Here is a 26,758-nt window from a genome sequence, read left to right as displayed (position 1 = left end):
GCAACATCACCTACCACCTGTGGCTGCGAAATACCACGACCTTGTATAGGGTGGAGAGCGCGATCATGGCCCCGGGTATGTCCCGATCCGGCGAGGACTGCGCGCGTCGTGGAAAATGACACTCAAAGGGAGTGAGAAATGACAAATGCCAGTGCGCAAGGACAAGGGGATGGTGGGGTTCCGCCGGCCTATGCTTGGGTTCGACTGCTTCGCAGCTACGGTCCCACCCCGCAAAATCTGATCCTCTTCGACGAGTATGTGGCTGCCGCAGTCAGCCGGGCCAAGGTCGAGCCGATCAAGCTCGCCACACCAATGCTCGAAGCGATGGTCGCGCACATCGAGTCAAGGGTTCCTGGATCGATGCTGATCGCCGGCACCGCGGGAGACGGCAAGACCTACCATTGCCGGGCCTTGTGGACTCGCCTTGGCGGAGATGCCAAGGCCTGGGCGGCCAAGGGCAACGTCAAGGAGCTTCCTCTAGCGGATGGTCGCCTGGCGGTGTTCGTCAAGGACCTCTCCGAATTCGAGGGCGAGTCGAGTGACTTGTCCATGCAGCGCCTCGAAAAGTCCGTCCTCGGCGGCGATGACTCCGAGGTCGTCATCCTCGCCGCGAACCATGGCCAGGTCTTGGATCGCCTGCGCATCCTTGGCAAGCGCCAGGGCGGCAGGCATCCGCTGCGCACGCCGCTGCAAGAGTGCTTCGTGCAAGCCGGTCCGGCGCCTGATCGCCTGGCGGTGTTCGACCTCAGCCGCACCACCACCCGAAAGACCCTCGAAGAGGTGGCCAAGGCTGTAGCGGGGCATCCTCAGTGGAATAACTGCTCCCGCTGTTCCCTGAAGGCCGGCGACAAGGTCTGCCCGATCGATGAGAACCGCCGCCGACTGCTCGGTGAAGGCGATGGCGGGCAACTCGCTGGTCGCCTCGGCGACTTGGTGGAGATCGCGTGCCTGAATGGCCTGCATCTTCCAGTGCGGGATCTGCTCGCGCTTTGCGCGAACATGGTCCTCGGATACTCCGATGCCAAGGAGGCGAAGGAGAATCTCATGACCTGCGCCGACGTGGCTCAGATCCAAGAGGCGGGCCACATCGACAAGGCTAGCATCTACGCCAACGCTTTCGGCGCGAACCTTCCCAAGCGACGGGTGTTCGATGGTCCTGTCTTCAAGGCCATGGCGTCCTTCGGGGTCGGAGAAGAGACCTCGAACGCTGCCGATGGCTTGCTGGTCTACGGCAAGGATGACGCCCGGCTCCAGTCCGATTTCGCTCGGCTGGTGGCTAGTGACCCAGTCTACGGGGCCACGGCGAACTACCTTAAAGCCCAACACAACTACCTCGAAGGCCACGAGGGTGCCCGGGTTGATGGCGGGGCGGCGGAGTTCATGGAGATGCTGGCAGACCAACGCCGCAGGCTCTACTTCACGCTGCCCAGCGACGATCCTAGCTACGCGCGCTGGTCGATGACGGTCTACCGCTTCGCGGGCGACTACCTCGGCATCATCGACACGTTGAAGGAGAAGAAGACGCAAGTCAGCGAGGCGGTACGAGCGCGGATCGCCAAGGGTCTCAACCGCGTGCTGACGGGCCTTCTGCTCGAGAACGCCGATCGCATCTTCATCGCCAGCTCCGGCGGCTTTACTCAAAGCCGGGTGAGCGTGCTTTGCGACCACGAGACCACCGCTCGGCGCCAGCAAGGCCTCGGCATGGCGATCAAGCTCTATGAGTTGACAGGTCGCCCCTATCTGGAGGTTCAGCTCGCCGCGGGCGCGGCCAACCGCGTGGAGTTCGACCTCACGCCGATTCGCCATGAGTTCCTCGCCCGCGTCGCGGAGGGAGCTCTTCCCGCCAGCTTCTCCAACGAGTGCTTGGAGGATTTGTTGGCCTTCAAGGCCAAGCTCCTGCGCAAGGCTGAGAACGTCCGCCGCAACGGCGTCGCGGATGACGACGAGGTGGGGGGCCAGGACTCGGCCATGACCCTTGACTTCATCGACATCGAACCCGGCGGGCGCGGCTTGGTTCGCCCCGTGACGGTGAGGGCCCCTGCATGAGTGAAATCTTCAAGCGTCCCTACATCAAGGGCGTCGAGTTTTGCGTCGACGAAAACATCTGGGGCCACCGCCTCTACGACGAGCAGTTGCCCCATTTGACCGTGCTCGAATTCCTGGGCGTCCTGGGATCGAATCTGGACAAGCCTCTGCGTCCCCATGAAGGGCTCGACGGCGCGGTGCGATTCAAGCCGCAGCGGCAGATGCGCTTGCGAGGGCTTCTCTTCAACAACCCCTATGTCGAGTCGATCGCGGACAGCCGGCTCCCCGACGAGGAGAAGTGGCGGCAATGGTTCGACAAGTTCGACCAGGGCAAGACGGGCAACAGCGACTCGAAAGACGATGTGGCATACCTCCGCCAATCCTTCGCCAGCTTCGACGACTTCGCGAAGGCGATCGAACTGCTGCGCTCATCCGCATTCGAGGACCGCAGCAACAAGCGCTGGAGCTCCAAGTTCGTGTTTCCTTTCGGCCCGGATGCGCTCTTCGAGGATCTGAAGATCGATGCGAAGGGCGGCATGAGCAATGACCGGCGCTTCTTCGCGCGCTCCGGCGAGCTGCTCTATTTGATGCTGACCCGCGCCAAGAAGGGCGCCGAGCTCGGCGACATCCTGGCCAAGCGCCTCTTTGATCGCTCGGCGCCGATGAATCGGCTGACTCGCGCTCTGCAAGGAGATCCGCAGCTTCCCGAAGACCCGCGCACTTCTGGCTATCTGCCCGAGGTCTCCAATCAGCGCTTCGATCTGATCTGCGAAGACTGGCTCGCGATTTTGTCGAGGGACATGCCGGTCTACGACGCCTTGGAGCATCTGATTGCGATCACGGGCTTGCATATGCTTCTCTACTTCCTGGAGCGAGCCAAGCGCGTCGCGGGAGACGACGTGCCCGTCGAGTTTGTCTGCGAGATCGTTTCCAAGGATGGTCGAAAGGTGCGGGCGCTGTCGAGCGACAGCTATTTGCAGAACCAGGGCTGTCCCGAGAAGGCGATCCGCGCCCACATTGAGTCCATCCGACGAGAGAAGTCCTGGATCGATGCGGACTCGGCTGAATTCCCGGATGCTGAGCGGGTAAAGCTGTTGCGCGAGGCTTTCCAATGGCCGCCGGCCGATGACAAAGATGAAGAGGGTCTTGCGAGCCGCAAGCCAGACGATTTGATCGACATGCTTGTCAAGGTTGCGCTGCCGCGCCATTCCCAGCACGTCGGGAAGATCCATGCTTCATGGTCGCGAGCGATTGGCCTCAGCTCTCGGAGGCTCTCGCGTCGCTACCGCTACGCGCCCAACGATCGGCTGCTCAAATCCGTCGTCATCGCTCTCGTGGGCGAGCGCATGCAATTCGATGAGTTCCTGGCCGCAGCCAAGATCCGTTATGGGCTGGTGATCGGCGAAGTCGAAGGCGCCCGGTTGATAGACACCAAGTCCATCGACGAATCAGAGCTCACTGAGAACCGTGACAACCTCGAAGCCCGCCTTGTTGGCTTGGGCCTGGTTCGCAGGCTCTCTGACTCATGTTCCTTTGTTGAAAACCCGTTCGCGTCTGAGGTGGAGGCTGAATGCTGACCGATCGCATCATCGGGCGCGTCGGCGCGGACATCCTCGCCAAGCGCCTCGCCAAACCTTCCGAAGCGGATGACACCGTAGCGCTGTTCCGCCTCGACCGGCTCTCGTCCAGCCAGGTCGCCGCCGTGGCGCGCGCGGTCATGGCCAAGACCGATCTGTTCGCCCGGATGGATCTGATGATCCCCGAGACGCTGGTGGTCGGCCAGGGCCTGCCGCCAGAGATCCTAATCGCCGAGAACGCCGGCTACGTGCGCAATAACGCCGTCACGGAGAAGGAGGCGATCCTCACAGCCAGCGGGAGCGAGCACAACCTCGCCGACACGCTCGCGCACGTCACGCCGGTCGGCGCCAAGGAGATGCGCGCCGAGCCGCAGCCCTGGGTGGACGCCGCCCTCTTCACCGGCGGCCTCTCTCCGGTGGCCGACGATCGCGCGGTCTTCCAAGCCGCAATTGGCGGGTTGCTCAATGCCACTGAGCTCTCTCTGGTGCAGCTCGGCGAGTTTTGTTCAGAGATCGTCGAAGCCATCTCCACCGGCGGCTTGCCGATCCGGGACGCAGTGGGCTATTCGCTGCCCAAGGTCGGACTGCCCAAGGACAGCGGCTATTTCACCAACGCCAGGACGTTCGCCACAGCGCGGGGCCCCTGGCAGAAGGCGTTTGCGAAGCTCTTCGACCAGCGCGCTCCTCTGCTCAAGAAGCTGCGTCAGAACGGGCAGCCCCTGGATCCGGATGAAATCCAAGAGCGGATCGACGCGAACGTCACCGATATCGATGAGGGCGCGCGCAAGGCCTTGCTGGCCTTCGCTGCGGCCTCGGCGGGAGACCAAACCACCGCCGCGGCGCTGGCTCAATTCGAGTGGGAGGTCGATGGGGTCTATCTCGCCTTCGACAAGCCGAAGGAAAAGCTCCAGGGCTTGGCTGAAACAACGCTTCGATTCTTCGAGCACGATTGCGAAGAAGAGGATTCGCTGTCGCAGGACGGGCGCAAGCATCTCGAAGATTTGAAGACGCGGGAGCGCCGAGGCGAATTCACGCCGGAGGACGAGGAATTCTTCGCCTCTCACCGCCGGTTCCTTGAGCGCGACTCCAAGCTGATGGCGCGCTGGGAAAAGGCTCTGTTCGGCAAGCCGATCGAGTGCGTGGACTTCTTCGACGGCTTTGCGCGGGTAGTTAACAACCTTCATGCAGGTTTGGACGACGCCAACGGCGAGCGGATTCTGCGATTCACCGTCAACAAGGGGCGGACCGAGTGGCGTGAGCGCTTCAACCAAGACGCCGGAAGCTACTTCTCGGCCATGTATCGCGGTCTGCGGGGGCTGATGGGATCGAAGGCGGACTGGAGGGTCACGAAGATGACCACCGCCGATCTCCCTGATCCGTTGTTCGACTTCGACAAGTTCATCGCCAAAGAACGTGAGATCGCCGAGAGCCGCAACAAGAAGTTCAAGCCTTTCACCGGGCTCGGGCGCGTGGCGCTGCAGATCAAGTTCGATGTGGAGCTGATCAAGGTCGTTGGCGGCGCCGAGACCAGAATCAACAAGACACAACTTGTCTGGATCTACAAGCCCGGGGCGATCGGACTGTCGATGGTCGCGGACATGCGCCGCCTGTTGGAGAAGGGCGCGGTCGGCTGCACGGAAGTCCATCGCCGGCTCGTGAGCAAGAAGGGCGGCGTTCAAAACGTATCGCTTCTCGACACCAACTCGCTGGAGGCCACCTATTCCACCGACGCTGGCTCGCTCGTTCCTGCGACGAACAAGTTTGGGAGCCTGCGGCAAGAGATCAAGAAGCGGATCAAACAGCTCGAGGACGACGGTCGGCTCAACAAAGCCCAGCGCGACGAGGTGCGAGCCGCTTGGGATCTGTTCGAGGCGGACTACATCAAGGCGATGGAGGACTTCATCGGCTTTGGACTGCATGGAGAGGCAGTCACACGCCAAGCTGAGTCGTTCGGTGCGCTCCTCAACACACTGTTGATGCATGCCCGCGGCGACATCTGTCGCTCGAAACTGGTCTCCGAGGTGCTCTCCGTGGGAACGGCCCGCGTGGCGGGCGACAACCCGTCGCTGATCATTCCGCCGTGGCACCCGGAGCGCATGAAGGCACTGGCGGTGAAGTCGCGTCGCGTGGCCGCCTTCGCCACGCACCTGCTCTCCAGCAACAGCATTCTCTACGGGGACCGCGAGATCTTCATGCGCGAGCTCGGCGATGAGATCGCGCATCCGTTCTATCCGGAGATCGCTGTGTTGAATGCGGGCAGCTCGCCCAAGTTAGTCAGCGAGAGCAGCACGGTCAACGGCTACAGCCTTTTTGAGTCTCCGATCCGAGGCGAAGAAGACGCCATGTCGGACGTGGATCCGGCCGCCGCGGCCAAGCAGGCACGCGAGCTGTTGGAGCGTTATGTGGGCTTGCAGCCCCATGAGGCCTCGAACCTCAGCGTGGTGCTCTACAACGCTGACGCGGCCGAGCTGCCGCTGGCCACGGTGCGCGAGCTCTCCTCCATCCAGGAGGATGGAAAGTTCCAATGCAGCGTGTCAGTGCGCCATGCCGATCAGGCGAAGCTTCGGAGCGTCTACGGCGAACTGGTCAACAAGGCCGGGGACGATCCCGACCTTCCGGTGGTCAGCGAGATCAGCGACAACTTCATCTCGAAGCTGCGTATCGCGGTGAGTCCGATCTCTTCGACTCCCAGCGAGAGCGCGCAGGGCTTCAAAGCCTTCGACGTAGCTTTCCTGCATGACGTGGTCGCTCGCTCGGCTCGAGAGGAGTGGTTGGAGGTTGCTTGGACCAACGATCGTCCCAGTCTCGATCACGCGCCATCGCGTTGGTCCTATCGAAGCGTCTCCGGCGAGGACGAGCTCAAATCGACCACGTTCCTCACTTGCCCATGGCAGACAGCCTCAGGGTGGGCATACGTCACGTCAGTGGCCTCCGTCTGCATGGCCAAGGATATCGAGCAAGAGAAGCGATTTCTGCCGGCTCGGCGCATCTCGCTGCAAAGCCAGCATCTGGCCGCCTTGATCAAGGACGCGCACGAGCTGGCTGAATGGGTCGCCACCTACGACGAACTTCTCGACAAGCGACAGCTCCAGCACAACAAGATCACCGTCGTCCGCTACCGCCGCGGATCCACCAATGGCCGCAACATGATTGTGAGCTCGACTTCCGAGCTGCGGCTGCTGGGAGTTTTGGTGCGCCGCCGACTCGACGAGTTGAAGCTCCCGCTCACCGCCGAGGAGCTTGCTGAAACGGCGGAAAAAGCCAAACGCGATGCGCTCTCGGTGTCCGGAGACATCGTGCTGCGCGCGGCCAAGCGTGGCGTGTCCGCGGGCGAAATGATCGGTCTAGTCCTCAGCCGCCACCTGTTGGCGGAGGAGTTCAAAGCGCAGGCCGGCGGCGGCCAAGCGTTGACGGCCTATTTCCTGCTGGACGACTACGCAAGCTGGCTTTCGCAACCGGAGAGCCGCATCGCCGACATCCTGGCGATCAATGTCGAGGAAAAGGAAGAGGGAATCCGCGTCGTCATCTCGATCGTCGAGTCGAAATACGTCGGCGCCGATGGCCTGGCGATGGCGCGTCGCAGCTCGAAGGACCAACTGCTTCAGACGCTGGACAAATTCCGCGAAGCGCTTTTCGGCGACCCGGGTCGGCTTGACCGAGACGTTTGGTTGGCTCGCCTGGCCGACATGCTCATCGATGCCGAGATTCCGCCAGGTATGACCGGCCTGATGGAACGCGCCCGCTCGAAGCTTCGCGAGGGAGACGTGGAAATTTCGCTTCGCGGCTACTCGCAGGTATACATCCACACCTCGGACGCAGGTTCTGGCTCGGCCTCTGAGCAAGAGCTTCTGCTCGATGAGAGCGGCGTGAAGGCCTGGCAAGAGGTCTTTGACCGGGAAGATCTGCGAAAGCTTGTCGAGGCCTATGCGAGGAGCGCCGGCAGCCTGGCCGCGCGAGCTGGCCTTGGCCCGCTCGAGCCCTGGTCTGGCCACAGCTTCAAGAAGCCCGCGAAACGGGTCGCCTGGCTTTCTGCGATGGGTCAACTCGCAGATGGCGCAGGTGAGGCGCCCCTGGCAACGCCGGTGAACGCGGAGTCGTCCGCCGCCGTCAGCGCTCCGACGCAAGAGCCTGCGGCGCCAGCTCCAGCCCCGGTCCAACCAACCGAAGCCCCGGCGCCGGCCCCGATCACGCCAGCATTCGTGGGCGCGAACACTGGCGCTGGCCTCGCCGAGCTGGTAGCCACCAAGTTCGCTGGCGGAGCTCAGTCCGATGCCGAGCGGGAGGAGTGGGCTCAGGACGTGAGCAAGAAGCTCAAAGTCGCCCTGAATAGCTATGGGCTGCAGGCTGCCATCCTCGGCACGCGACTGACGCCCAATGGCTGCCTGGTTCGACTGGCCGGCTCCGACAAGCTGCGCGTCGAAGACATCGAGAACAAGCGCATGCAGCTTCTTACGACGCATGCGATCAACCTGGTGACGGTCCAGCCCAAGCCGGGAGAGATCGTGGTGACGATCGCGGGCACAAAGCGGCAGGCCGTGTCGCTTTGGGAGCTATGGTCTCGCCGAGAGCTCAACCGCAATGTCGCCGGCATCAACACCTCCTTCCTCTTGGGCCTCCAAGAGATCAACGGCGCGCTGCTGTATCTAAATCTCGGCTCGGAGTTCGGCGGGCTGTCCTCGCACGAGCCGCATTCGCTGGTGGCCGGCTCGACGGGCAGCGGCAAGTCAGTGTTGATACAGGCTTTGATCCTGGACATCGCTGCGACCAACTCCAAGGACTTGGCTCAGCTCATCTTGATCGATCCGAAGATGGGCGTGGACTACGCTCCATTGGCGGACTTGCCCCACATGCGTGAGGAGATCGTCACCACGAAGGAGAAGGCTGGCGAAGTGTTGGAGGCCTTGGTCGAGGAGATGGAGAACCGCTATCGGGCGTTCGCCAAGGCCCGCGCGCGCGATCTTCCAACCTACAACGCCAAGGTCTCGCCCGAAGAGCGGCTGCCGATGGTCTTCCTGGTCCACGACGAATTTGCCGATTGGATGCTCGACGACGCCTACAAGTCGGCAGTGGGAGCGGCAGTGCAGCGTCTGGGCGTGAAGGCCCGGGCCGCCGGCATTCACCTGATCTTTGCAGCGCAGCGTCCCGACAAGGACGTGATGCCCATGCAACTGCGCGAGAACCTGGGCAACCGCCTGATCTTGAAGGTGTCGAGTGAAGCGACATCCAAGATCGCGCTGGATCGACCGGGAGCCGAGCTGCTGCTAGGCCGGGGACACTTGGCCGCCAAGCTTAACGGCGAGCAGGGCTTGGTATTTGCGCAAGCCCCGTTCTTGTCGGATCAGGATATCGAAGCCGCAGTGGTTGCCATTCGATCCGATAACCTGTAGCTTGACTCAAGCGATGATGGGTTTGCGCCTCCGATCACGAAAGCTGGCCCAAATCTGCTGGGCCGACTATTCGGACTGGGTTGTTAAAGGACAGGTCCGGCAGGCTTGACCTCAGCGGCATTCTCCGAGGTCACAGGATCGGGGCCCGCGCTGCCGAATTCCTCTGCTGCGACGACGATATCCGTTGCCATAGCCCCAAAGATCTCGTTTGGCTGCTCCTTCGGATCCTGCGCGTTGAGTTCCTTTGGCGTGTAGATTGACAATACAACTGCCGCTTTGGGAAGCTGTTGCCGTTCGAGCTTGTCAATACCGGCTTGGATTTTCGAGCGCTTAACGAGTCCGATAACTTTTCCGGATGGCGCCTTTATCTCTTTGAAGGAGTCCGCAGTTGTTGGAAGACTCAAGCCTTGTTCAAGCGCCTGGAGCACATCTGCGGTGAACCTCACCTCGTTGACGAGAGGACGAGTTCTTTCGTGAATCTTGGCTGGGTCAATGCTGCACACATACGTCCAGACGGCTTCACAAGCGTTCTCCGTCAGGATTAAGCGCTCTTCGGGTTTCTTGCCGTCGGGGTCACGGCCGATAAAGCACACGCCACCGTCGTCCAATGTAGAGATTTCGGCTTGTGTCAAAACACCATCGGTATCTGGAACGAAGGCTTCGATCCGCATGTTGAACGTCGCCGGCATTGGAGCAACGAGTCCAATCCGTCCGAGGTTCGATAGCAACTTTTGCTGAAGCTCTAAAGCATGGGACTCTCTTAGTCTTGCTGCAATCTCAAAGGTCCCCGCCTCCGACAGCAACGCCTCGAGCTGATTGTGAGCAAGCGCTTCGATGTGCTTCAGGTCCCATTTGATCCAAAAGCGGGAGCCGTCGCTCATCTGAATGACAGGGGTCTTTGCCCCGTCGTCCTTGTAAGACCAGTCCGCGGCGGTTAGCGGCTTGAGTGCTCCCACCAATAACAGGACGCGCTTCGCACCCTTTCGCTGCAGATCGCAGGCAGGTGTCAAAACGGCAGCAACCATCTCATGGCTTAGGTCACTGAGAGGATCGTGTTGTGCGGGCTTTGCCTCGTTGCCTTGCTCTGCCGCCACGCGATCATTTCTCTTTCGCCGAAGCACATCCCCAAATGCCATCTTCGAGCCGAGAGACGCTGACAAAGACAGCCGAGCAGGATTCTGAAACAAGCATCTCTGGACAAAGTCCTGCAGATCCTTCTCGCCAGGCACGAAAGGTGGGGGGTACCCTTCCATTGCTAGGGTGTTCATGACTTTTGCCGCATCAATGATCGGATCGAGCCCCTCGATCTCATGTTGCAGAACCTTGTCAAAGATGTCCACAAGGTAGCTTCCTGGCGGCTCACCTTCCGTGGATAACAACAGCTGATGAATTCGAGCGATCTCGGCCAATCCTATTTTCCGGATCAGCATCATCATGTTGTCCTTCGCCCGGTTGAGGCCATCCTCCCAGGCGTTGACAAATGTCAATAGTTTTTTCGAATCCTCGAAATGAGTCCCGAGTCGTATCAGCAGGCGGGCGACAACGTCAGACTTCACCAGCTCAGATTTCTGGATGATTCTGAAATTTGTTTCGAAGAGCTTTGTCCTTTCCTGAAACTGAACGCGTCGCTCGGGAAGCCTGCTACTGCGGGACATTAGCACTACGAGTGGATGCTCATGTCGTCGCTGCTCAATAACTTGGCGTACACCCTCGATGGATAATTCCATATCCTCGTCGCGCTGGGCCGTGTTTAGGAATAGGTCGACAAAAATGAGTTGAACGTCAGCTGCCTTTTCCTTGAAATTGCGCCCACTACCTTCGCAATCGAGACCGAAATCCTTGAGTGTCGTCAGTAGTGCTGACGCGAACGACAGATCCATTTGCCGATCACTGTCAAAGCGTGCGAAGAGGGCATCGACCGGCTCTTTGCTGAGGCGGGGGCGAGCTGCCCAGATCGCTTTGACGAAATTGTCACGTTCCTTCAGTTCGTCAGCGGAAGTGTCGCTGTAAGCTGGGTAAGCCTCTTGGAGAACGCCGTGGTCGCTTTCGGAGATATCCGAAAAGAATCTAGTCCACGCCTCTGAATCGACTGCCATGTCGGAGGCCAACGGGACGGTATCGAATGCATCATCCACTACAAGGGCACGTTTCACGCCCGTGGCTTCAAGCAGTTCCTTCAGTTCCTTCATTTCACCGCGCTCCCAGGCAACTCAAGAATGAACCGGTTGAGCCTTCCTGTCTCTTTCAAGGGGGCTTCGTCTAGGGTTAGCGAGCCCCCAAGATATTCCGCGCACTCTCGCCCGATGAATAGGCCCAATCCTCGGCGCTTAGGCTTTTCCTTTAGGGAGAAGAATGACCGAAAAATTCGCTCTCTATTTTCAGGAGCAATCCCTGGCCCGTTGTCAGCATAAAAAATCGTGGGCGGATGATCTAACACTTCGATGGTGATCTTGGGCTTATAGCTAGGCTCCCGGGATGATTTCATGTCCATCCAGTATTTAGAATTGGATATCAGGTTCTCCAGGATCTGAATGATCATCCCCTTCACGGCCCGAATCTTCACAGGCCTGGTTTCTGTCGGGAGCGAGACGGAAATGCGATGCCTAGCAAACTGCGCTTCGTGGGCGGTGAGTGTCTCGCGAATCAATTGATGGAGATCAAAGGTCTCGCTCGTTTGCCTGCCGGATACGCTCAGTGGATCGAGGACGCGAATGCGCTTGCTTAGGCTAAGCATCTGGTCGCGAAGTGAGGCGAGCTTGTCCTGAACGTCGGAGGGTGTCGCTTTGGATCTGAGGGCTTCGATGTTTTGCAAAGCATTCTCAGATGCGCGGGCCAACTCATGGGCGACGATTTCAACCATCAGACCAACGCCAGCCATCTCGATCATTTGCTTGCTCTGTCTCTCAACCTCTTCAATACGCTGCCGAGCCTTGTCCGCGAATTCAGAGAACTCCAACAATGCCTGTTGAAGGGTCTCAACCTCAGCCTTCGCATGCGGTGCCAGCTTCCGCAGCTGCGTAATGGCAGTACGCGCTCGTTTGTTGAGGTCCTCAACTTCTAATTTTGCTTCTGCCAGATCAAGCCTCTGACCCTTGTACTGTCCCTCTACATGCTTCATGAAGCGGAACAGTTGATCCTGAATCGCGTACTGAAGGATCTCGATCAGCACTTGCTGTTCAGAGGTCTCTCGCAGTCCTTCACGATTAGTTTGGTCGACGAGATGCGGGTTGGCGCCGCGTGAAATCTCGACTCGGCCGATGAACTGGGTTTTGTTCAGGGTATATCCAGAACGCCGCAGTGCCTTCCTATCGAGACCTAGCCAATCGTCATCATCGTCACCGTAGGGGAATACGCGAAAACCATCGCGGAAGAGCAAGATCCCCGACCAGCGTTCCTGCAGGTTTCGAACGGCCTTCAGGTCTCCTATGCCTTCGATTCGGCTCAATAAGCGTCTATTGAACCAGTACATCTCGAACTTGAACGGCCCAATGGTGGTCATGGAGCTGGCAGGTAATTCCCGCTCATTGCCGATCAGCAGCGCCTGTAGGTCAATCGATCGAACAATCGAGCTTTCCGCTTCTTTTGGATGTTCGAAGCCGAGATTACTAGCAACTAGATCGAGCCGCAAAACGGGAGCGCCATTTTCGATCTCATATACCCCCTTGATGGAAGCGTGCGATGCATTTAAGAGCGCCCGCTCCATCCACGGTATGTCCAATCTCTCCCCGTTCCAGAAGAGTGCGACCCGTGGCCGCCGTTTCGGATCGTTAAATGGATCCGTGAGGCGTGCAAAGTCGTACTCTGCCATCCTCTTCACCCGAGCTTTGGTCCAGTCCTCTGCAAGCGCCCCGACCCGAATGCGCGTGCCCGACCAGGTAGGGTTGGGCTTGGCGCCACCAATGCTCGGCCTGATATCAATGTCGCTAAGCATTGCGTCGATCGATGAAAAGTCAGCCCAATCGATAGACAGCACATTGAGCACGTCATCTGCAACAGTCGCCGTCTCGACCTGTAGCTTGTCTCCCAGCCGCATGGCCGAAAGCCGGCCGATACCCTTCTCACCCAAGTAGGGGGACTTCGCGTCGCCTCGCCTAAGGGCGCTATCAACTTCCCGCTTGCGCGACGCCGTTCCGATCACAAGAAAGTTGTCCGTCAGGCCGCTCAAGGACATACCAGTTCCGGTGTCCGAAACAGTGATGTCGCTCATCCCATATACATCATCTATCGCGGTAAGGAATTGATCGCGATTCCTTACCGAGCTGAGCTTGCTGCGAGCCGACTCAAGGAGGTGAGTCGCAGCCTCCGGATTGAGTCGATCTAACGTCTCCTCAATGAGGGCGTGACCAAACCCTCCCGACTTCAAGGCGCGATCGCGCGCCGAAAGATAGTGGTTTCGACGTAGAACGATGTTGAAATGAATCTCGACGCCCGACTTCGTGCCTGCGTCGAAACCGTTCTTGATCAGCTCATAAAATGCAATGATGTCCGAGCTAATGAGTTCGGAGCCAAGCTCTAGGACGGTACGTGCGGTGATTCTGAACACTTGCTGTTATCCCTCCATTGAGAGTGAAGCTTGCACGCCTACTTATGACAGACAGCGCAGGAGCCGTTGCCTTCGTCCACCCCATAGATGTCGTCGATGTCGTCCGGGCAGGCCTTCACAGGCCGCAGCGGGTTGATGGGGATAGCCTTGAGCATGCGGGCTCGACGGATGCCGTATTCGGCTTGGATCTCAGCGATGCGTGCAGGCTGCTCCATGTCCGAGAGTGACTCGCCCTTGGACCAAGTGAAGGGTGAGCCGTGCTCCAGTGCGTCCTTCTCCAAGGCCTTCGCCGCCTCGTAGGCGTCAGGGTGTTTCTCACGCAGGCGCACCCACTCGATCTTCTGCTGGAAGAAGCAGAAGGTGCATCCGCTGCGCGAGCGCCACTCGTAATACTTGGGATAGCCGACTCCGGAGTTCTCCAAGATGTCGATGACGCCGGCCTTGTCGACGCCGGCCTCGCGGAAGGGCAGCTTCACGAAGAGGTTCTCGGCCTTGGCCGCGTAGCCCTCACGGTAATCCTCATCGGCGCGGATGGCCACATAGGACGTGACTTTGTCGCCGGCCGCGAGCATAGGCCGGACCCATTCTTCAAACGGCGCAAGTTTCAACTTTCGCGTGCACCAGCGCGAGTTTGGGTTGGGCAGGAAGTGGTTGTATTGGCGCAGCCAGAACTTGAAGTCGCGATTGGGGTTTAGCCGCAGGATCGGCTTGTGCAGCTTGCCCTCGAGCTTGGCCAGGAATTCGTAGACCTCAGGCAGCTCTTCGCCGGTGTCGGTGTAGAAGTATTCGATGTCGAGCTCGGGATGCTTCGTGGCCATATAGACGGCCAGCGCAGCAGAGTCCTTGCCCCCCGAGATCCCCAAAACGTGGCGTTCAACCATTGGCTGTCTCCTTATCGATCGATGCAAGCTTCATCCCGGCCTTGGCCAAGATTGCCAGCAATACATCAGTCCCCAGGCCCTGGCCTTCCAGCATCGAGGCGAGCTCGTCGGCCTTGGCCTCCACCGTCTTGCGATGGCGATCGGGGATCGCGAACGAGCGCGAGATCGTCTTGGTGTCTGAGCCCGCGCCGATGACCACCGCAATCGCTTCGCTGCGCGCCGCACGGCCTTGCACGCCCGCGAAGGCCTCGGACTCGCGGAAGCGCCGGGCGAACTTCGCCAGCTCCAGGACTGCGGCGTCGATGTGCCGGTCTACCCAGTCGCGTGGAGGCTTCTCGGCCGCCATGCTCAGGATGCCTTCCAGGGCCGCGCGCGAGCCGTCGTAGCTGGCCAGGCGCGTCGCGAAGCCATCGATCTGGTAATCGCCCGAAATGCCGGAGACAGAGTTCGCCCGATCGCGCAGGGATTGCAGGTCATCGCGGCTGGCGTCGAGCGCGGCGAGCATCTTGGCTTCGACTTCCGAGAGCATCTTGCCGTAAGCGTCGGCGAGCTCCTGCAGAGGCGCGCGAAGCGCCTTGACGTAAGCCTTGCCGTCGGCGGCCTCGAGCAGCGATGCGAGGTCGACGAACAGCACCTTGTGCGGATCGCTGGCCTTCAAGAGCATGTCGCGCATTTCCCGGGCGGTCTTGCCCAGGCGCGAGGTGCGGCGAGCCCATTCGGGCAGGTTGAAGACCATGGCCACCAAGCCGCGGGCGGCTTCGAGCGGGTCGGCCGCGCCGGCCTTCTCGCCGATCTCAGCCAAGAGCTTCGAAATGCCGTCAAGGATGCGGTTCTTGTCCTCGTCGATGGCCACCCAACGCAGCGAGAAGCGATCGGGATCCTGCAAGCACTCGTCGATGTCGAAGTCGGTGAGCCGAGGCACGAACATCCCGTCCTTGTAGACAGCGACGTTGGCCTTGTGAGCCAGTAAGAAGGCCGTGATGATCACCGGCTGGATGCCCAGCTTCATGCCAAAGGGCGGCGCGCTCCAAAGCTCATAGATCTCGTGAGCGCCCACGCGAGCGTCGGCATCTGAGAAGAGGGCGCGCGTGGCGTCCCACAGATTTTTGAAGCCTTCGGCGAACTGATCGTCCGGCGGCATGCAGCGCCAGGCTCCCGATGCGTCTTGGCGGTGCAGCCCCGTGCTTTTGAGCAGCGTCTCGTAGAGGCCGCGCTCAGCCGGGAAGCCCTCGAAGCCCAAAGCCTCTTGGCCTTCAGCGTTAATCATCGCGTGCAGCAGGGCGCGGCGAGCCTTGACGCTGTTGCTCGATACGCTGTCGCGGTTGACCAGCTCGCTCCACACCGGGGGCGAGTCGGAGAACATGCCTTCGGCCAGGCTCGAGGCCACCGGAGAAAGCTTCGAGCCAGGCTCGACGATCTGCTCGCTTCCGTCATGCCACTTCGCCAGCGACACGGCCGCTTGCAGTTGGTCCTCCAGATCCGCGCGGGTGGCCGCCAAGCGCGCGTAGACCTCGCGGCGGGCCACGGCGTCGCCCGAGAGCTCGTGGCGATCCTTGACCTGCTCGAGGGCCACCAGCTCGGCGGAGAGCTCCTCGATGCGGGCGTGGTTCTCGGGGATGCCGATCATTACGGGCCATGGGCGAAGCTTCGCGCAGCCCTGCGCGCGCTTCCTCGCGTCTCTGGGCTTCATGCCCTTGCTGGGCAGCGCGAGGATGAAGGCGCCGAATTCGCCCTTCTTGGGGCGGTAGTCCGCCGCCATCTTCTCGGCCTGCTCGATGCTGCACAGCGAGAGCTCCATCCAGCGCATGGAGCCGGTCTCGTGGTAATGGCGCTTGGCCACCACCGGATGCATGCCCATGAGTTGGGCCAAGCGACCGTAGTCGATGCCAGGCGATGCGGCCAAGGTTTGCGCGATGGCGGAGTCGATGTCGAAGTCGCTACCTTCAAAGACCGACCATGCGCCGGTGTAGCTCTTGTAGAGGGCGACTTTGAGATCGGAGAGCCTTTTGAGGGCCTCGTCGAGCTGCTCGCGAGTCTGGTCGTAGAAGAGGGCGCCGATCACCGCGGCGTCGGCCGCAAGTCCCGAGCCGTTGCGGAACATGTCGATGACCGCGATGTTCTTGATCAGCGAGACGAGCAGGGCGTCGCCGGTCTTCGCTTCGGCGCGCTCCACTGCTTCCACCGCCTGCGACCAGCGGTGCCCATCGGGAGAGGCCAAGATCGCGGGCTCGAGGTTCGAGCGCAGGTAGTCCCAATAGTCGCTCGGGCGATACCAGCTCGCGTTCTCGCGCAGCGTCAAGTTCAGATACGAGCGGAAGCCATGCGGCTCCACCGACGACAAGAAGCCGAAGGTGCTGCGCTCGTTTTGTCCGAATTGCCGTTTGGAGATCGGGCCCAGCAGGGCGGCCATGGCCGGGTGCAGCGGCCAGCAGGCCTCCAACGCTGAGGCGAAGTTCTGCCCCACCGCGGGGCGGCGCGAGCGGATGGCCTCGGCGATCGACTTGGACGCGTCGCGCATCCACGGCGGCGTGACCTTGGCTTCGATCGCGCGGCCGATGAGCTCCACGACCTCGTCGCTCGCGGCCACGAAGGGCAAGTCGACATAGCGGCCTTGGACCTTGGCCCAATCGTCGCGGGTGTCGATGCCCAGGCGAGCCGAATACTGCGCGAAGGACTGATGCAGCACACCGACGACCACCAGGCGGCCTTCGGATCGGGCCGCGGCCTCGGCGAGCTCTTGAAAGAAATAGACATCGTCTCCGGATCCGAGGGCGGAAGCCTCCAAGAACTTGCCCATTTCGTCGATGAACACCAGCGCTCCATCGCGCGGGCGGCTCTTGGCTTCTTCAAGCAGCTCGGCGATGAGCGATTGCGAGGTGGGCTTGCTGCGTCCGTCGACCGTCTTGCCCTGCGCCTTGCGCAGGGCTGCATGGAGCTCGGCCACGACGCTGCCGCGCCGGCCCACAGCCGGGACGATCAACCACCCCTTCTGAACGGGGAAAGCCTTGTCGAAGTATGGCTTGGAGTCCAGATGCAGGGCTTGGCGAGCCTTCTCCCGCAGAGCCCTGTCGGGGTGCAGCGCGCTCGCCAGCGCCACCGCCAGCGAACTCTTTCCACCGCCAAACGGGCCCGTCCAGGTGAAGCAGCGTTGATTCGTATCCGCGATTTGCCTGCACATGCCCTCGACCACGGAGGCCGCGGTCGCATGGCAGATATAGCCGGAGAGGGCGTCTGCTCGGCCGATGTCCGCGTCGACGCGGATGGAGCGCTGGTATTGGCGCGAAATCTGGACGATGTCAGAGAGCGCCTCTTGCTTCTTTTCAGTCATAGGCGCGCCTGATCATGTTTTTGATGTCGTCCCGGGTCATGTGCTTGCGGTGGACTTGGCGCAGGCCCGCGGAATCGGTCCATTCGAGCCTGCGTCCTGTGAAGTCGGATAGTGTGATTAGTCGCTGCGCGATCGACTCTTCGTCGAGCTTGAAGACTCGTCCCGGAGATCCTTCGGCGTATGCGACTGTCTCGAAAGCCAGCGAGCTTTGGCCTTCGGCATTGCGGTCCCAAAAGTCGACAAGGGCATATGCGAAGACACCATCGTGAAGAGAGGCCTTGGGGCCGCGGCGGAAGGCGTATTGCCCCTTGTGGACTTCTTGCAGGAGCCCCAACTCACCAAGCAGCGGCTCGGCGAAGTCCTCGGGCGAGCCGCCGGCCACGCGCGGCGCGTAGCTGCGAAGGCAGGTCTCCAAGTCGCGGGAGATCGTCGAGGCTGAGAGACGATGCTTTGGATCAAGCTCGCGGGCATATCGGGCCAAAGGCTCTTCGAGCTCCTGGCGGGTGAAGGTAGGCGCCGTCACATGATTGAACAGCCAATGCCACGTCGTCGAGCGGAAACATCGGCCCGCGAGCTGCCAATGGGCTAACCACGCGGTCGATGGATTTTCTGCGTAAGGATCGAGGCCGCCGTCCTGCAGGATCTCAGAGGCGAGGCTACCGACGCGGAAACCATTGTCGGCCTCGCGCATAACGCCGCATGCCAAGGCCCAATGCCGAATCGACACGACCATGTTCTTGCCAACGCCGAAAGAGGCTATGGCGTTCTCGTCGGTGAAAGTGGACTTGCGGATCAGGCCACCTTCGATTGCTTGGTCGAAGGCCTTCTTGAGCCACATTTGACGCAGGGGAAACGTCTCGTGCCCGGAGAAGTGGGCGGGCATCCCTCCGCTGAGTTTCGATGTGGTCTTCATGGGGCACATTCTAGTGCCCAGTAACCGAACTGGTGATCCTCACCAGTTCGCTCCCTTCTGCGAATACTGTCAAAAACAACAGTATTCCAGAATCTTGATTACATCGCAAAGATCTTCCCCGGATTCAAAATATTCTTCGGATCCAGCGCCTGCTTGATCGCCCGCATCATCCCCACGGCCCCCGGCCCGGTCTCGTCCAGCAGGAACCCCATCTTGTGGATGCCCACGCCGTGCTCGCCGGTGCAGGTGCCGCCCATGGCGAGCGCCCGGGCGACGAGCTGGTGGTTCAGCCGTTCGGCCACCATGCGCTCGTCGTCGCTGTTCGGGTCGATCAGGTAGCCGAAGTGGAAGTTGCCGTCGCCCACGTGGCCGACGAGGAAATACGGGATGCCGCTGGCGTCGGCCTCGGTCACGGAATCGAGCAGGCAGTCGGCCAGGCGGCTGATGGGCACGCAGGTGTCGGTGCTGATCGCGCGGCAGCCGGGGCGGCTCTGCACGGCCGCGAAATACGCGTTGTGCCGCGCGGTCCAGAGGCGCGTACGTTCTTCGGGCGTGGTGGCCCACTCGAAGGCGTTGCCGTTCCAGTCCTGCGCGATGGATTGGACGGTTTCGGCCTGTTCCTGCACGCCGGCGGGCGAGCCGTGGAATTCCATGAGCAGCATCGGTTCCTCGCGCAGGCCGAGCTTGCTGTGGGCGTTCACCATGCGCACGGTGTGCGCGTCGATCAGCTCCACGCGCGCGATCGGCACGCCGAGCTGGATGGTCTGGATGACGGTGCGCACGGCGGCCTCGATGCTCGGGAAGGAGCAGATGGCGGCGCTCACGGCTTCGGGCAGAGGGTAGAGGCGCAGCGTGACTTCGGTGATGACGCCGAGCGTGCCTTCGCTGCCCACCAGCAGGCGCGTCAGGTCGTAGCCGGCGGCGCTTTTCTTGGCGCGGGTGCCGGTGCGGATGGCCTCGCCCGATGCCGTCACCACTTCGAGCGCGAGCACGTTCTCGCGCATGGTGCCGTAGCGCACGGCGTTGGTGCCGCTGGCGCGCGTGGCGGCCATGCCGCCGATGCTGGCGTCCGCGCCTGGGTCGATCGGGAAGAACAGGCCCGTGTCCTTGATCGCCTCGTTGAGCTGCTTGCGGGTGATGCCGGGCTGCACGGTCACGGTGAGGTCGTCGGCGTCCACGCTCAGCAGGCGGTTCATGCGCGAGACGTCGATGCTGATGCCGCCCTGGATGGCGAGCAGGTGGCCTTCGAGCGACGAGCCCGCGCCATACGGAATCACGGGCACGTCGTGCTGCGCGGCGAGGCGCACCGCATCGGCGACGTCCTGCGTGCTTTCGGCGAAGACCACGGCCGAGGGCGGCGGGGCCTGCATCGATCCTTCGTCGCGCCCATGCTGCTCGCGCACGGCCTGCGCGAGGGAGCACTGGGCGCCGAAGCGCGCGGCGAGCGCGTCCATGAATGCCTGCGGCACGGGGCGCAGGCGGATCTCGGGCAGCAGGTGGGCGGTGGCGGTGGGGGCGTTCATGGCGGTGTCTCCGTGCGGTGCGGGTGGTAAAGGCATTGTAGGAAGCCGCGCGCGTTCACGCTGGTGCCCCGGGCTCGACCTGCGGCGTGACATGGTCCGCGAAACGCTGGGCCGCGGCGGGCAGGTCGGCGAAGCGGCGTGCGTAGAGGTTGAGTTCGCGGTCGGCCCAGGCATCGGTGAGCGCGACGGCACGCAGCGTGGTGGCCTCGCCGAGCGCGCGGAAGGCGCCCTCGGGCATCACGCCGAGGCCCAGGCCGCTCTCGACCATGCGGCACATCGCGCTCAGGCTGTCCACCTCCATGCGGCGGCCGAGTACGCGCCGCGTGGCACGCGCCTCCTGCGCGAGCGCCTGCTGCACGGTGCTGCTGTCGCGCAGGCCGATCTGCGGATAGGCGAGCGCGCGTTCGTAGGCCACCGTGCGCAGGCGCGCGAGCGCATGGCCGCGCGGCACCACCAGCACGAGGCGCTCGCGGCGGTAGGGGCGGGCCTCCAGGCCCAGCACTTCGTCGCTCGCGCCGCAGATGCCGATGTCGGCGGTGCCCTCGCGCACGGCCTGCGCCACGGCGCGGCTGGCGGCCTGGCGCAGGTCGATGCGGATGTCGGGATGGCGCTGCATGAAGCCCGCGATCTCCGCCGGCAGGAACTGCTCCACCACCGAGGCGCTGGCGCACACGGTGACGTGGCCGCGCACGCCCTGCGCGAATTCGCCGAGGTCCGCATGCAGGTGCTCCACCGCGAGCAGGATGGCGTGCGCATGCTGCAGCAGTTGCCGGCCCGCGGGCGTGGGCCGCGCGCCGCGGGCATGGCGCGCGAGCAGCGGGGCCTGCGCCAGCGCTTCCAGTTCGGCGATGCGCTTGCTCACGGCGGAGGCGGCCATCTGGCCGCGCTCGGCGGCGCGCGCGATGCTGCCGGTCTCGCACACGAGCATGAAGAGGTCCAGCGAGCCCAGGTCGAGCTGGCGCAGGAAGTTGCGGGGGGAGAGCAGGCGGGCCATGGGAGCGGGGTCGGCAGGAAGACGGCGGGAAGAGGGCAGGGCGCGACGGGGCGGGGTTCGCGGCATGCGGCGCCAAGGGCGCGGCACGAGCCATCGCGTTTGGGAACGGCTGGCGGAGATTTTTGCACTTCTCCGGAACCGGTGCGCTGCCTAGGATGCATCGCTTGGCTCTTGTCAGGCTCGCAATGATTTTCTCTCCCGCCGATGCGGCGCGCGTGGCGCGCGCCCTGGTCGCCACCGATGCCGTGCGCATCGCGGGCGATACGCCGTTCTTCTACACCTCCGGCTGGGCCAGCCCGGTCTATGTGGATGCGCATGCCCTGCTCTGCGACGTGGCCTGGCGCACGGAGCTGATGGAGGCCGCGGCGCGCGCGGTGACGCCGCTGGTGGCGAGGCAAGGCATCGGCGCGGTGGTGGGTTCGGAGAGTTCCGGCATCGCCTTCGCGGCGTGGCTGGCCGACCGGCTCGGCCTGCCCATGCTGTACCTGCGCAAGCGGCCCATCGGCTGGGGCGTGCAGGCGCAATTGCAGGGCCGCCTGCCGCACCGGGGCGACGGGCTGCCCGCGCGCGTGCTGCTGGTGGACGACGTGACCACCGACGGCCGCTCCAAGATGGCCGCCGCGCAGGCGCTGCGGCAGGTGGGCGTGGACGTGGGCGATGCCCTGGTGCTGTTCGATTACGCGATCTACCCGGACACGCCGCAGCGCCTGGCGCAGCAGCAATTGCAATTGCATGCGCTGGCCTCGTGGGCGCAGCTGCACGTGGCCCTGCTGGAAGCGGGGCGCCTCAACGCCGCGCAGGCGCAGACGTTGGCGGAGTTCACCGCCTCGCCCACGCAGTGGTCGCTGGCCCATGGCGGCACGGGTGCGAGCCCGGTGGGGGGCGCGGCATGAGCGCGGTCATGGAATCCCTGGACACCCGCACGTGGCGCCGCCAGGCCGAGGCATTGCTCGGCGAGGTGGCGGACGCCACCCGCGACGGCCCCGGCATCACGCGCGAGAGCTACGGCCCCGGCGAAGACTCGGCCCTGCAGTTGCTGGAGCGCCATGCCGCCGCGATGGGCCTGGCCTGCGAATACGACCGCGCCCGCAATCTGTGGATGCGCCTGCCCGAGGATGGGCGCAACGATCCCGTGGTGGTGATCGGCTCGCACGTGGATTCGGTGCCGCAGGGCGGCAACTACGACGGGCTGGCCGGCGTGGTGGCGGGCATGCTGGTGCTGTCGTCGCTGCGCGGGCGGCATGCGGAGGCGCCGCCGGTGCGCGTGCTGGCCCTGCGCGGCGAGGAGAGCGCTTGGTACGGCCGCGCCTACATGGGCTCGATGGCGCTGCTGGGGCGCCTGCCCGCCGCGGCGCTGCAGTTGCCGCACCGCGCGGGAGCCGGCGCCGGCACGCTGGGCGACGCGATGGCGCGCTGCGGCGCGGACGTGGCCGCCATCGCGCAGAACACGCCGCTGTTGCCGTGCGCCGTGGCCGCGTACCTGGAGCTGCACATCGAGCAGGGCCCGGTGATGGTGGCGCGCGGCTGGCCGGTGGCGGCGGTGACGGGCATCCGCGGCAACGTGCGCCACAACCGCGTGCGCTGCATCGGCGAGACGGGCCACTCCGGCGCGGTGCCGCGCTGGCTGCGCAAGGATGCGGTGCTGGCGGTGGCGCAGCTGCTGTCGCGCATGGACGAGCACTGGCGCGTGCTGCTGCAGATGGGTATGGACCTCGTGATGACCAGCGGCATCTGCACCACGCCCGCGCAGTCGCACGCGGTGTCGGTGATTCCGGGCGAGGTGCAGTTCAGCTTCGAGGCGCGCAGCCAGGACGCCGCCACGCTGGAGCGCTTCCACCAGCTGATGCAGGACGAATGCCGCGCGATCGCGGCGGACCGGGGCGTGCGCTTCGAGTTCGACGACCGCCTCACCACGGCCCCCGCGACGATGGACGAGAGCTGGATCCGGCGATTCGAGGCCGTGGCCGCCCGCGCGGGGCAGACGTTGGAGCGCATTCCGAGCGGCGCGGGCCACGATGCGGCGGTGTTCGCCGCCGCGGGCATTCCAGCCGCCATGCTGTTCGTGCGCAATGCCCACGGCTCGCACAACCCGCAGGAGGCGATGGACATCGACGACTTCCTTCTGGGCACCGAGTGGCTCGCAGAAGGTTTGCTCGGCACCTGATCGGGCAGGGCGGCGCCAACTTGGTGCCGATGAGCCTGTAGCGGTGCCGTGGTTGAACCAGAGTTGTGCGCCGATCTTGCATACCAGCGGGCACGCTTCGTGCTGGTATGCAAGCCATGGCGATTTCCTCCACCGACATCAGCGAACGCATCATCGAAGCGGTGATGGCGCAGAAACTCGCACCCGGCGCGCGCCTGGGCGAGCAGCAGCTGGCCATGCTGTTCGACTGCAGCCGCACCATCGTGCGCGAGGCGCTCACCCGGCTGTCGGTGCGCGGCATCGTCACCGTGAGCGCGCGGCGCGGCTGGTACGTGGTGGAGCCCTCGCAGGAGGATGCGCGCGAGGCCTTCGAGGCGCGGCGCGTGATCGAGCTGGGCCTGATCCGCGGCGCGAAGCCGCTGGGCAAGCCCGCGCTGCAATCGCTCCGTGCCCACCTGGCGCGTGAGAAGGCCGCCGTGCGCGGCAGCGACGTGGGCGCGCGCAGCTTCCTGCTGGGCGACTTCCACGTGTGCCTGGCCGAATGCCTGGGCAACCACCTGCTGGCCGACACGTTGCGCGATTTCACGGCACGCACCACGCTCATCGCCATGCTCTACCAGTCGTCGCACGATGCCGCCCAGTCCTGCGAGGACCACGTGCGCATCGTCGCGGCGCTGGAGGCGGGCGACACCGCCCGCGCCGAGGCGCTGATGTCCGAACACATCGGCACCGTGCAGGGGCACCTGCGGCTGCCCGCCCATGCCGATCCGCTGGCGCAGTTGCGCGGGGCGCTGGCGCCGGTGGTGCCGAAGTCGGCCGCACGTCCGCGGGCGCGTGCACAGGCACAGGCATTGCATTCCGGCGAGGCCGGCATCGCCGCCGTCACCGCCCCCGTTCCGCGCGCGAAGCGCCGGCCCGGTGCGCTGTCACCGCCGCTGGCCCCGGCTGCTGCTTCCCCATCCTCATCCTCCCCGTCCGGCAACGACGACGACCCCTCACCGACCTACCTAGGAGCGCTTCTATGACCCCCACCCGCCGCCAACTCACTCTCGCCCTGGCCGCCGCCGCCCTGCTGGGCGGCACGGCCGCCCACGCGCAGAACGCCCTGGAGAAGATCCAGCAGACGAAGACGATCAAGATCGCGGTGCCCACCGACTACCCGCCCTACGGCTTCGTGGGCCTGGACCTCAAGCCGCAGGGCCTGGACGTCGCGATGGCCGAACTCATCGCCCAGCAGATGGGCGCGAAGCTGCAGATGGTGCCGGTGACCAGCGCCAACCGCATCCCCTACCTGCAGACCAAGCAGGTGGACCTGGTGATCTCCACGCTGGGCAAGAACCCCGACCGCCTGAAGGTGATCGACTTCACGCACGCCTATGCGCCGTTCTTCCAGGGCGTGTATGCGCCCAAGGCGATGCAGGTCAAGTCGTTCGACGACCTCGCCGGCAAGACCATCGCCGTCGCCAAGGGTGCGATGGAGGAGCAGGAGCTGGCGAAGGTCGGCCCCGCTTCCATGCAGTTCAAGCGCTACGAGGACCAGGCCGCGTCCACCGCCGCCTTCGTGGCCGGGCAGACGCAGGTGATCGCCACCAGCGTCTCCAACGCCGGGCTGATGATGCAGAAGAACCCGCAACTGGGCGCCGAATACAAGCTGCTGATCAAGGACAGCCCGAACTTCGTGGGCGTGGCCAAGGGCGAGGACGCGCTGCGCGCCAAGGTGAACGAAATCATCCTGGCCGCGAAGAAGGACGGCACGCTGGATGCGATGTCGAAGAAGTGGCTGGGGCGGCCGGCGGGCGACCTCCCCCTGACGGAGTGATTGGCACGCCCCCCTGAGCGGCTTTGCCGCTTCCCCCCGCTCTCGCCGTGCTGTGCACGGCGGGCAGGGGGTGAGGGCTGCGGCTCCAGGCCCGCCTGCGCGGGCCTGGACAGCCCGAACGCCCCAGGCCTCTGGCCTGGGGCTGCTCGACGCCAGCGGCCCGGCGGAGCCGGTTCCGCGGCGTCTGCTGGCCTGGCCTGCTCCGCGGCCACTCGATGGGTAAGGTCGTGACCGTTTCATGGCACAGGGCGCGGGTCATCGCTGGCGCCCGGCAATGAGTGATTGATATGCAAGTTCAACTCGATTTCGGGGCCGTGCTGGTGCAGTGGCCCTTCCTGCTGCGCGGCGTGCTGTGGACGCTGGGGCTGACGGCCGTGTCGATGGCGATCGGCATGGCCGTCGGCATCGGCTGCGCCTGGGCGCGCGCGAGCGGACCGCTGGCGCTGCGCGTGGTGGTGGGCACGTATGTGGAGCTGATCCGCAACACGCCCTTCATCGTGCAGCTGTTCTTCATCTTCTTCGGCCTGCCGTCGATGGGCATCAAGCTGAGCCCGGAGGTGGCCTCGGTGATCGCCATGGTGCTGAACCTCGGCGCCTACGCGACGGAGATCATCCGCGCCGGCATCGAGGCCACGCCGCGCGGGCAGATCGAGGCCGCGCAGAGCCTGGCGCTGAGCCGCATGCAGGTGTTCACCCGCGTGGTGCTGCCGCCCTCGCTCAAGCGCGTGTGGCCGGCCATGGTGAGCCAGATCATCATCGTGATGCTGGGCTCGGCGGTCTGCGGGCAGATCTCGACCGAGGAGCTGAGCTACTCGGCCAACGTGATCCAGGCGCAGAACTTCCGCACCTTCGAGGCCTACATCGTCGCCACCGGCATCTACCTGCTGCTGGCCATCGGGCTGCGGCGCGCGCTCAACTGGGCGGGGCCGCGCTTCGTCTTCGGAAAGTGAAAGGGTAAGTCACCATGGTCGATTTCACTGTCTGGGACATCTTCCGCAACCTGCTGCTGGCCGCGCGCTGGACGGTGGTGCTGTCGCTCATCGCCTTCGTCGGCGGCGGCCTCGTGGGCGCGCTGCTGCTGGTGGCACGCCTCACGCGCATCGGCTGGGTGGACCGGCTCGTCGGCGCCTATGTGCAGGTCTTCCAGGGCACGCCGCTGCTGATGCAGCTGTTCCTCGCGTACTTCGGGATCGGGCTGTTCGGCATCGACGTGTCGGCGTGGGTGTCGGTCACGCTGGCGCTCACGCTCTACACCAGCGCCTTCCTCACCGAGATCTGGCGCGGCTGCGTGGCCGCCATCCCGAAGGGGCAGTGGGAGGCCGCGCAGAGCCTGGCACTCACCTTCGGCGAGCAGCTGCGCCACGTGGTGGTGCCGCAGGCGCTGCGCATCGCGATCGCGCCCACGGTGGGCTTCATGGTGCAGGTGATCAAGGGCACCGCGCTGGCGTCGGTGGTGGGCTTCGTCGAACTCACGCGCGCCGGCAACATGATCTCCAACGTCACCTACCAGCCGTTCACGGTGTTCGCCTGCGTGGCGCTCATGTACTTCGCGCTGTGCTACCCCATCAGTCTCTATGCCAAGTTCCTGGAAAGGAAAGTCCATGCAAGCCGCCGCTGAAACCGCC

At 63.7% G+C, this 26,758-nt stretch carries 16 protein-coding genes; 9 read left to right on the top strand and 7 right to left on the bottom strand.

Annotated features, from left to right (window positions below; all coding sequences use genetic code 11):
• Positions 1-138: 138 nt before the first annotated feature.
• The 3 genes from Q9R47_RS02245 to Q9R47_RS02235 are packed head-to-tail and all read left to right on the top strand — an operon-like array spanning position 139 to position 8,989.
• Entirely contained in the window at positions 139-2,046 is a 1,908-nt protein-coding gene (locus Q9R47_RS02245; RefSeq protein ID WP_311231579.1) for a hypothetical protein, read from the top strand.
• Positions 2,043-3,602, top strand: a complete 1,560-nt coding sequence (locus Q9R47_RS02240; RefSeq protein WP_311231578.1) for a hypothetical protein — start codon at positions 2,043-2,045, stop codon at positions 3,600-3,602. Before Q9R47_RS02245 ends, Q9R47_RS02240 begins: the two co-directional genes overlap by 4 nt.
• Positions 3,596-8,989 (top strand): FtsK/SpoIIIE domain-containing protein, encoded by a 5,394-nt coding sequence (locus tag Q9R47_RS02235; RefSeq protein WP_311231577.1) that lies wholly within the window; start codon positions 3,596-3,598, stop codon positions 8,987-8,989. The genes Q9R47_RS02240 and Q9R47_RS02235 overlap by 7 nt, the downstream gene beginning before the upstream one ends.
• Positions 8,990-9,072: 83 nt before the next feature.
• Here Q9R47_RS02235 and Q9R47_RS02230 read toward each other — a convergent pair whose 3' ends face one another.
• The 7 genes from Q9R47_RS02230 to Q9R47_RS02200 all read right to left on the bottom strand — a co-directional run bounded on the left by Q9R47_RS02230 (position 9,073) and on the right by Q9R47_RS02200 (position 21,171).
• The gene (locus Q9R47_RS02230; RefSeq protein ID WP_311231576.1) at positions 9,073-11,178 is read right to left on the bottom strand and encodes a hypothetical protein; all 2,106 of its coding nucleotides are present in this window, start codon (positions 11,176-11,178) and stop codon (positions 9,073-9,075) included.
• Positions 11,175-13,532 carry an ATP-binding protein gene (locus tag Q9R47_RS02225; protein WP_311231575.1) on the bottom strand — a complete coding sequence of 786 codons (2,358 nt, stop codon included), beginning with the start codon at positions 13,530-13,532 and terminating at the stop codon, positions 11,175-11,177. The genes Q9R47_RS02230 and Q9R47_RS02225 overlap by 4 nt, the downstream gene beginning before the upstream one ends.
• 38 nt (positions 13,533-13,570) lie before the next feature.
• Positions 13,571-14,413, bottom strand: coding sequence for a phosphoadenosine phosphosulfate reductase family protein (locus Q9R47_RS02220; RefSeq protein ID WP_311231574.1), 843 nt, complete (start codon positions 14,411-14,413; stop codon positions 13,571-13,573).
• Positions 14,406-17,741: an ATP-binding protein gene (locus tag Q9R47_RS02215; RefSeq protein ID WP_311231573.1), complete on the bottom strand. Its 3,336-nt coding sequence runs from the start codon at positions 17,739-17,741 to the stop codon at positions 14,406-14,408. The genes Q9R47_RS02220 and Q9R47_RS02215 overlap by 8 nt, the downstream gene beginning before the upstream one ends.
• Entirely contained in the window at positions 17,734-18,654 is a 921-nt protein-coding gene (locus Q9R47_RS02210) for a DUF4007 family protein (protein WP_311231572.1), read from the bottom strand. Before Q9R47_RS02210 ends, Q9R47_RS02215 begins: the two co-directional genes overlap by 8 nt.
• Before the next feature lie 98 nt (positions 18,655-18,752).
• Positions 18,753-20,177: an FAD-linked oxidase C-terminal domain-containing protein gene (locus Q9R47_RS02205; RefSeq protein ID WP_311231571.1), complete on the bottom strand. Its 1,425-nt coding sequence runs from the start codon at positions 20,175-20,177 to the stop codon at positions 18,753-18,755.
• A gap of 55 nt (positions 20,178-20,232) precedes the next feature.
• Complete coding sequence (locus Q9R47_RS02200; protein WP_311231570.1) at positions 20,233-21,171, bottom strand: LysR family transcriptional regulator; 939 nt, start codon at positions 21,169-21,171, stop codon at positions 20,233-20,235.
• Between the two features lie 185 nt (positions 21,172-21,356).
• Here Q9R47_RS02200 and Q9R47_RS02195 point away from each other — a divergent pair, with 185 nt between their 5' ends.
• From Q9R47_RS02195 to Q9R47_RS02170, 6 genes are all read left to right on the top strand, one after another.
• Positions 21,357-22,064, top strand: a complete 708-nt coding sequence (locus tag Q9R47_RS02195; protein WP_311231569.1) for a phosphoribosyltransferase family protein — start codon at positions 21,357-21,359, stop codon at positions 22,062-22,064.
• Positions 22,065-22,072: 8 nt separating this feature from the next.
• A complete protein-coding gene (locus Q9R47_RS02190; RefSeq protein WP_311231568.1) occupies positions 22,073-23,335 on the top strand; it encodes a hydantoinase/carbamoylase family amidase in 1,263 nt (420 codons plus the stop codon).
• 116 nt (positions 23,336-23,451) lie between these two features.
• On the top strand, positions 23,452-24,339 hold the full coding sequence (locus tag Q9R47_RS02185) for a GntR family transcriptional regulator (RefSeq protein ID WP_311231567.1): 888 nt from the start codon (positions 23,452-23,454) through the stop codon (positions 24,337-24,339).
• Positions 24,336-25,133 (top strand): transporter substrate-binding domain-containing protein, encoded by a 798-nt coding sequence (locus tag Q9R47_RS02180; protein ID WP_311231566.1) that lies wholly within the window; start codon positions 24,336-24,338, stop codon positions 25,131-25,133. The genes Q9R47_RS02185 and Q9R47_RS02180 overlap by 4 nt, the downstream gene beginning before the upstream one ends.
• Before the next feature lie 287 nt (positions 25,134-25,420).
• Entirely contained in the window at positions 25,421-26,083 is a 663-nt protein-coding gene (locus Q9R47_RS02175) for an amino acid ABC transporter permease (RefSeq protein WP_311231565.1), read from the top strand.
• A 14-nt stretch (positions 26,084-26,097) separates the two neighbouring features.
• A complete protein-coding gene (locus Q9R47_RS02170) occupies positions 26,098-26,751 on the top strand; it encodes an amino acid ABC transporter permease (protein WP_311231564.1) in 654 nt (217 codons plus the stop codon).
• The last annotated feature ends 7 nt before the right edge of the window (positions 26,752-26,758 follow it).

Source organism: Acidovorax sp. PRC11, assembly GCF_031844105.1.
GTDB lineage: Bacteria > Pseudomonadota > Gammaproteobacteria > Burkholderiales > Burkholderiaceae_C > Paracidovorax.
This window is presented reverse-complemented; position numbering and strand designations above follow the sequence as displayed.

Excerpts from the sequence above, each read along its gene's own strand:
- Q9R47_RS02200 (WP_311231570.1), bottom strand. The coding sequence starts at position 21,171 with ATGGCCCGCCTGCTCTCCCCCCGCAACTTCCTGCGCCAGCTCGACCTG.
- Q9R47_RS02205 (WP_311231571.1), bottom strand. The coding sequence starts at position 20,177 with ATGAACGCCCCCACCGCCACCGCCCACCTGCTGCCCGAGATCCGCCTG.
- Q9R47_RS02210 (WP_311231572.1), bottom strand. The coding sequence starts at position 18,654 with ATGAAGACCACATCGAAACTCAGCGGAGGGATGCCCGCCCACTTCTCC.
- Q9R47_RS02240 (WP_311231578.1), top strand. The coding sequence starts at position 2,043 with ATGAGTGAAATCTTCAAGCGTCCCTACATCAAGGGCGTCGAGTTTTGC.
- Q9R47_RS02190 (WP_311231568.1), top strand. The coding sequence starts at position 22,073 with ATGGAATCCCTGGACACCCGCACGTGGCGCCGCCAGGCCGAGGCATTG.
- Q9R47_RS02175 (WP_311231565.1), top strand. The coding sequence starts at position 25,421 with ATGCAAGTTCAACTCGATTTCGGGGCCGTGCTGGTGCAGTGGCCCTTC.
- Q9R47_RS02215 (WP_311231573.1), bottom strand. The coding sequence starts at position 17,741 with ATGACTGAAAAGAAGCAAGAGGCGCTCTCTGACATCGTCCAGATTTCG.
- Q9R47_RS02245 (WP_311231579.1), top strand. The coding sequence starts at position 139 with ATGACAAATGCCAGTGCGCAAGGACAAGGGGATGGTGGGGTTCCGCCG.
- Q9R47_RS02230 (WP_311231576.1), bottom strand. The coding sequence starts at position 11,178 with ATGAAGGAACTGAAGGAACTGCTTGAAGCCACGGGCGTGAAACGTGCC.
- Q9R47_RS02180 (WP_311231566.1), top strand. The coding sequence starts at position 24,336 with ATGACCCCCACCCGCCGCCAACTCACTCTCGCCCTGGCCGCCGCCGCC.
- Q9R47_RS02170 (WP_311231564.1), top strand. The coding sequence starts at position 26,098 with ATGGTCGATTTCACTGTCTGGGACATCTTCCGCAACCTGCTGCTGGCC.
- Q9R47_RS02235 (WP_311231577.1), top strand. The coding sequence starts at position 3,596 with ATGCTGACCGATCGCATCATCGGGCGCGTCGGCGCGGACATCCTCGCC.
- Q9R47_RS02220 (WP_311231574.1), bottom strand. The coding sequence starts at position 14,413 with ATGGTTGAACGCCACGTTTTGGGGATCTCGGGGGGCAAGGACTCTGCT.
- Q9R47_RS02195 (WP_311231569.1), top strand. The coding sequence starts at position 21,357 with ATGATTTTCTCTCCCGCCGATGCGGCGCGCGTGGCGCGCGCCCTGGTC.
- Q9R47_RS02185 (WP_311231567.1), top strand. The coding sequence starts at position 23,452 with ATGGCGATTTCCTCCACCGACATCAGCGAACGCATCATCGAAGCGGTG.